This window comes from Synechococcus sp. R6-7, from assembly GCF_047461695.1.
Lineage (GTDB): Bacteria > Cyanobacteriota > Cyanobacteriia > Thermostichales > Thermostichaceae > Thermostichus.
In genome coordinates this window covers 1-6,455 of record NZ_JANSHS010000470.1, presented here as the reverse complement: position 1 = coordinate 6,455, position 6,455 = coordinate 1, and the positions used below count along the sequence as shown (strand labels likewise).

Genomic DNA, 6,455 nt, shown 5'->3' with positions numbered 1-6,455 from the left:
CTTAGCGGTCGGAGCCGGGTAGTTTACGGAATAGGATCCCCGCATCAAAGTAGCTGGCACAAGGCCCCCTGCGCCGGATCCTCCCATGAAAGACCTTTACCGCGAGCTGGAATTACAGCCCAATGCAACTCTAGAAGAAATTAAAGAGAGCTACAGGCGGCTTGCCAAAGAATACCATCCCGATAAACTTCACCCAGATACACCTGTTAAGGGGCGGCAGTACATTGAGGAAAAGTTTAAGTCTATTCAGGAAGCATACTCGGTCCTGAGTGATCCTGTGAAGCGAAAAGCCTATGACTCCCAAAGGCTTTCCCAGACTTCGCCCACAAAAGGGAGCGGGTATGACCAAGACTTAAAAGCAGAACGCGGTTACAGCACACAAGATGGCAAACCTTGGCCCTTTGACTTCGACAAGATAAAGGAAGCTGCAGAAGAGATAGAACGTCGTAAGAAAAACATCGAGGCCAACTATAACCAAAGAGTAGAGCAAGTTAAGTCTGAGTTAAGGAGAAACTTGATCTCTATCGGAACAAAACAAGAGGAAGCTAAAATTGATCATACCTTTGCCACCAAAAGTGACACTATACTGGGTGCCCTCTCGCTTTTAGTCCTGAGCTTGTTCATTGGTGCCTTAAGTAGCTCAATCGGGCTTGTGCTCTTTCTAATCTCAGTTATTAGTCTTTTTATGGCCATTTTTGATAAAGGATATAGCAAGTCGCAAGTTGAGAGCGCTAAGAAGCTACAGGAAGAGGCAAAATCAGTAATAGCCCAGATAGAGAAAGATAGGAACTCGAAGCTTTCCCAGCTTGAGCTTCACTGTAGAAGTAGGATCGATCATTTTAAAGCTGTCCCTATCGAATCTATATCCCCATTTTATAAGTGGGCTGAGTGGGGAGGATCAGCTATTTTTGCTAACTGCAATGAAGGAAAAGGCAGATGCTAAAAGCCTAGAAGAAAACTTGAAGATAGCGGCTGGAGTTGCTGTGGGTATTGGCATACTAGCTGCTTTATTTGGGCTGGGAGGTGGATTTTACCCATTTTGAATCTCAAGAAGAGGCAAAACACTGCTTCATCTCCTGCAGCACTTGGGCATCTTGAGAGGCCGTTCTGGCACCGGCTTGGGCGGCCCAGCACTTGAGGCTTTCGATTTGGTCGCGGGCAATCGAGGCCAAGGGCACGGTTTCGCGGATGGCCTGCAGGATATCTTCTTGGGTAAAGTCCCGCCGGGCGCCGCTGCCACTGCCCCCAAAGGCGTTGTACATGGCATCTACGATGGCTTGCTCGATCTCGGCCCCGCTGAAGTCCTGAGCTGCGGCTGCCAAAGCTTCCAGGTCAAATTCTCGCAGGCGGCTGGGGCGCAACCGCTGCAAATGCACCCGGAAGATCTCTTTGCGCTCAGCGTGGGTGGGCAGGTTCAAGAAGAAAATCTCGTCAAAGCGGCCCTTGCGCAAAAGCTCCGGCGGCAGCAGCGGCACGTTGTTGGCAGTGGCCACAATGAAAACGGGGCTGGTCTTCTCCTGCATCCAGGTAATCAGGCTGCCAAACACCCGGCGGCTGGTACCAGAATCTCCATCGGCACTGCTGGTGATGTTGCCAAAGGCTTTGTCGATCTCGTCGATCCAAAGCACGCAGGGGGCCATCGCCTCCGCCAGTTGGATCATCTGCCGCACCCGGCTTTCCGACTCGCCGACGATGCCGGCAAACAGCCGCCCGGCATCCAATCTCAGCAGGGGCAGCCGCCACTCATTGGCGATGGTCTTGGCGGAGAGGGATTTGCCGGTGCCCTGGATCCCGACCAGCAGCACGCCCTTGGGGTTGGGCAGGCCATAGCGACGCGCCTCTTCGGTAAAGGCTTCTTGCCGCACCCGCACCCAGGCCTTGAGATTATCCAGGCCCCCCACGCTTTTGAGGGTCTCGCGGGCGGTGAAAAACTCCAGGATGCCGGTTTGGCGGATGGCCTGCTTTTTCTCCTCCAGCACCAGGTCGATATCGGCTTCGTTGACCTCCTGCTTGGCGGCCAAAGCGCGGGCCAAAACGCGGCGGATACGTTCTCGGCTCAGTCCCTGACAAGCTTTGACCAGTTGCTCGCGGGCCAGAGGGGTGAGCTTGAGTTTATCTGGGGCCACGTAGAGCTGGATGAGGCGGCTGATCTCTTCGCTATTGGGCAAGGGAATATCGACGACGGTGACCTCCTCTGCCAGGTCGCTGGGCACTTCCAGGGTGTGGCTGAGCAGGATCAGCATCTTGCGGGTGCGTTTTAGCTCGCGGCTGAGGTTTTTCAGCTCCCGGATGATGGGAGCGTTTTTGTCGCTGGTGGCGTTGCGCAACACAAAGTGCAGATCCCGCAGCACAAACAGGGTGTCCTCGTTGGGGGCAGAGCGCCACACCCGCCCCAGAGCTGCCATGATGGAGCCCCGATCCTCGCCTGTATCTTGCCAGCCCCGCACCAAGTCCCAGAACAACAATTGCCGCGGTGGGTCTGTCCGTCTGGCTACTTGGGTTAGCACGGCATCGGCAGGCTCTTCTTCTGGAGAGACCAAGTAAACCAGGGGGTAGCGGGCCCGGATCATCAAATCCAGCTCTGTCACCAGCCCTGCTTGCAGCTCCGCCGGGATCTCGACCAGGGCAGGATCCCTGCTGTCTGGATTTGTTTTTCTTGCGGCTTCTGTCATCGCCTCTGGAGTTTAGAACATCCTTACTTCATCTTCCTCTCACTTGTTCAGAAACCATTTGGATTGGAACAGCCAATAAGCAGCAAAATGCTCACGGTTGAGCTTCACGGTTGATCTTTAGGATAGGGCAGGGATCCCTTGCAGTTCGGCCAGCATGGTGCGGGCTGTCTGGGTGGGATCGGCAGCTTCCATCAAAGCCCGCACCACAGCTACACGGGTGGCCCCAGCTCGACGCACCTCGGGCAGGTTGTGGGGATCGATGCCGCCGATGGCAAACCAGGGCAGGTGGGCTTTCTCGGCAGCCAGGCGCACGTACTCCAGGCCGGCAGGGGGTTTCTCCGCTTTGGTGGGGGTGGGGTAAACGGGGCCGACGCCAATGTAGTCCACGTCGCTGTTCAGGGCTTGGGCCAGCTCTTCGGCGTTGGTGGTGGACAGGCCAATGAGCCGCTGGGATCCCAGGAGGTGCCGAGCTTGGGCGACCGGCAGATCCGTCTGGCCCAGGTGAACCCCATCTGCCTGGCTGACCAGAGCCAAGTCCACCCGGTCGTTGACGATCATCAGCGCCTGGTAGCGGTTGCACAGTTGCCGCAACTGCTTGAGATCCCGAAGCATCTCGCCGTCGGGAAGGTTTTTGCGGCGATATTGCACCAGGGTCACCCCGCCCCGCAGGGATTTTTCCACCACCTCTAGCCAGTGGGGCACAGGGCTGGTCACCAAATAAAGATGGGCTGCCAGGAGACGCTGCCGCAGGGATCCGCCCAGCAGTTCACTTTCCAAGACGTAGAGCCGATAGCGCATGTCTTTGGCCAGCTTGGCCAGGCCAGGGGCCACCCAGTGGTGGGATTCGGCCAACTTGCCGTATTCTTCTAACACCCGCAGGGCTTCTTGCACACGGCTGCAATTGGCTTGCAAGAGGTGGCGGAGATCCCGCCGTTGCTCCTCTTGGGGGTGGGAGATCTGGGTGCCTGGATCGGCGGGGGTATCGCGGGCCAAACGCAGGGGATCGCTGTGCCAGCGGGCTAGGGCTTGGCGCATGGCCTTGCATTCGGCAGAGAGCTCTCCCTCTTCCAGGCCGAAACGAAACCATTCTTCCAATACCCGTAGTCCTTCACGAGCTCGATCGAGGTTGGCATCCAGAATACGGGCGACGGCCTGGGGTTTCATGTTCCCTATACGTGGGAAGAGAGTTGCTTAATTTTTACCAAAAAAATGCGCCTAAAGCCCCGTCCTACCCTTAGCCGGAAGCAAGTCAGTATGGTGGAGAGTAGTCAATTCACTGTAAATCGGAATGGTTTCCCTGAGGCTGTCCTTGGCCCTGAGGAGAAAGAGGGTGATGCCATAAGGCGTTAAGAAAGGCTTGCTGCGGCGTGTGTCCCCAGGCGAAGGCCCGTGGGCCGGCCCCTTCCGGCAAGTAGGCCCAAGCATAGCGCTCGCAGGCGGGAAAGTAGCGGATCTCCCACCAAGTTCCCCCTACAGGCACATCTTTCACTGCCCGCAAGAAAGGGCCGCGATGGCGGGCGAGGCGCTCTTCTATAAAGTAGGGGCCTTCCAGCTGAAGGGCTTCTACCGCTGCAATAAGCTCGGCTCGTTGTCGCTCATTTCGGATCATCTCCCGGGTTCCCCTCTTGGATTGGCTCTATTCTATGAGGAGATTTCTGGTGAGCTGGGGGATCCCTCTTGATTCAGCCCAGATTGCGCCTACGGCAAGCTGTGGAAACCCAATGGAATCCAACGAATCCACCGCAGGTGCTGTGTCTGAGCAATGGACACGGGGAAGATGAGGTGGGCAGTCGCCTTGCTGTTGCCCTAGTCCAACTGGGGATCCCGGTGCAAGCCTTGCCGATTGTGGGAGAAGGGACAGCCTACCAACGCCAAGGGATCCCCCTGCTGCCCATTGCCCAGGTGATGCCGTCGGGGGGGTTTATTTATCAGGATTGGCGGCAGTTGTGGCGGGATTTGCGGGCCGGTTTGCTGGGGCTGACGGGGCGGCAATTGGCGTTGGTTCGGCGGGCAGCAGCCCAGAGGAACCTGGTGCTGGCCGTGGGGGATATTGTGCCCTTGCTGATGGCGTGGTGGAGCGGGATCCCCTACGTCTTTGTGGGCACGGCCAAGTCGGACTATTACTGGCGAGATGAACGGGGGCCCTACCGACGCCCCTGGATCCCTTTTGGGCAGCCGATTTCCGATTACCTGCCCTGGGAGCGCTGGCTGATGGCCCACCGACGCTGCCTGGGTTCTTTTTTGCGGGATGAGCTGACGGCTACAGCTTTGCAAAAACGGGGCCTAAGGGCCTTTTACCTGGGCAACCCGATGATGGATGGCCTAGAGCCACGCGGGACATTGCCTTTGGATCCCCACCGACCGGCCTTGCTGCTCTTGCCCGGATCCCGTCCGCCGGAAGCCTATCGCAACTGGGCCCTGATGATGCAGGTGGTGGAGCGGCTCCCAACGGAGCTGCAAGTCTATGCTGCCCTCAGCCCCAACCTGGAGCGAGACCCGCTTCAGGCTCGGATCCCATCTCAGCGCAGCGATGTGCTTCTGGTTTGGGGGGACTTCGGGGCCTGTGCCCAACGAGCAACAGTGGTGCTGGCCATGGCGGGAACGGCTACCGAGCAATGTGTAGGCTTGGGAAAACCGGTGGTGACCCTGCCGGGAGAAGGGCCCCAGTTTACCCCGCGCTTTGCCGAAGCACAGACTCGTCTTTTGGGATCCGCCGTCCACCTGACCTCAGTGGAGCAGGCTCCCGCCGTGGTTGGCCGGATTCTGGAACGCCTGGCCGCCGATCCCAACTACGCGGCTGAGTTGCAGGCCCATGGACGCCGCCGCATGGGATCCCCAGGAGCTGCCCGGCGCATTGCCGCTCAACTTCGAGATTGGCTCAAGCCATCCGGCCCGGTTTTGGAACCGTTCGAGCCAGACACATTGTGAGCCAGACACATTAGTGAAATATATTGTGAAATGGGGAGCAGGTCGTTAAAAGGCCCGACTTATTGCTGTTAAGTTTAGTTTTCCGTTTTTAAGTATTTGATGGCCTTGAACCTTCTTTTGGGGTTGGAGAGCAGTTGGTGGATCCCTTGCTATGGGTGGGCGGGAACAGCTTTGGCCATTCCCTGGGCAACGGGGTGGGTCAAGCGCAGTGGCCCGCGTCCGGCAGCTTACCTCAACATCCTTCTGACTTTTGCCGCCTTTGCCCATGGCCTTTGGCTGTTGCGGCAGGTTTGGGGTCGGGATCCCCAGATCTTGAACTACCTCTGGTTTCGGGTGGCCGATCTGGATTTGACCCTGTCTTTGGAGATCTCGCCCCTGACAATGGGGGCCGTCGTCTGGATCAGCGGTTTGAGCTTGCTGGCCCAGATCTATGCGCTGGGGTATTTGGATAGGGACTGGGGCCTGGGTCGCTTTGCCGCCCTGATGGGCTTTTTCGAGGGGGGAATGACAGGGATCGCCCTCAGTGACTCGCTGTTTTTCAGCTATGCCCTGCTGGAGATGCTCACCCTTTCCACCTATTTGCTGGTGGGCTTTTGGTACGCCCAGCCTCTGGTGGTGACGGCGGCGCGGGATGCGTTTTTAACCAAGCGGGTAGGGGATCTGCTGCTGCTGATGGGGGTGGTGGCGGTTTCCAACTTTTCCGGGGCCTTGACGTTTTCCGACCTGCGGGACTGGGCGGCTACGGCCAGCTTGGATCCCACCTGGGCAGCTTGGATGGGCTTGGCCTTGATGGCGGGGCCTTTGGGGAAATGCGCCCAGTTTCCGCTGCACCTGTGGCTGGATGAGGCGATGGAA

Annotated in this window: 6 protein-coding genes; 3 read left to right on the top strand and 3 right to left on the bottom strand. The window is 57.9% G+C overall.

All coding sequences use genetic code 11. The annotated features are described in order from the left end of the window. The first annotated feature begins 85 nt into the window (after positions 1–85). On the top strand, positions 86–943 hold the full coding sequence (locus tag NW815_RS12935) for a J domain-containing protein (RefSeq protein ID WP_414390619.1): 858 nt from the start codon (positions 86–88) through the stop codon (positions 941–943). A gap of 103 nt (positions 944–1,046) precedes the next feature. Here NW815_RS12935 and NW815_RS12930 read toward each other — a convergent pair whose 3' ends face one another. From NW815_RS12930 to NW815_RS12920, 3 genes are all read right to left on the bottom strand, one after another. Further along, positions 1,047–2,570 (bottom strand): AAA family ATPase, encoded by a 1,524-nt coding sequence (locus NW815_RS12930; protein WP_414390626.1) that lies wholly within the window; start codon positions 2,568–2,570, stop codon positions 1,047–1,049. A gap of 219 nt (positions 2,571–2,789) precedes the next feature. Continuing rightward, positions 2,790–3,836: a thiamine phosphate synthase gene (locus tag NW815_RS12925; protein WP_414344717.1), complete on the bottom strand. Its 1,047-nt coding sequence runs from the start codon at positions 3,834–3,836 to the stop codon at positions 2,790–2,792. Between the two features lie 109 nt (positions 3,837–3,945). Beyond that, positions 3,946–4,281: a hypothetical protein gene (locus NW815_RS12920; protein WP_011433411.1), complete on the bottom strand. Its 336-nt coding sequence runs from the start codon at positions 4,279–4,281 to the stop codon at positions 3,946–3,948. Between the two features lie 68 nt (positions 4,282–4,349). Here NW815_RS12920 and NW815_RS12915 point away from each other — a divergent pair, with 68 nt between their 5' ends. Together NW815_RS12915 and NW815_RS12910 are read left to right on the top strand one after the other, a co-directional pair. Next, positions 4,350–5,600, top strand: a complete 1,251-nt coding sequence (locus NW815_RS12915) for a lipid-A-disaccharide synthase-related protein (RefSeq protein WP_414390622.1) — start codon at positions 4,350–4,352, stop codon at positions 5,598–5,600. 99 nt (positions 5,601–5,699) lie between these two features. Beyond that, the coding region (locus NW815_RS12910) for a proton-conducting transporter membrane subunit (protein ID WP_414416090.1) at positions 5,700–6,455 on the top strand (756 nt) is incomplete at its 3' end.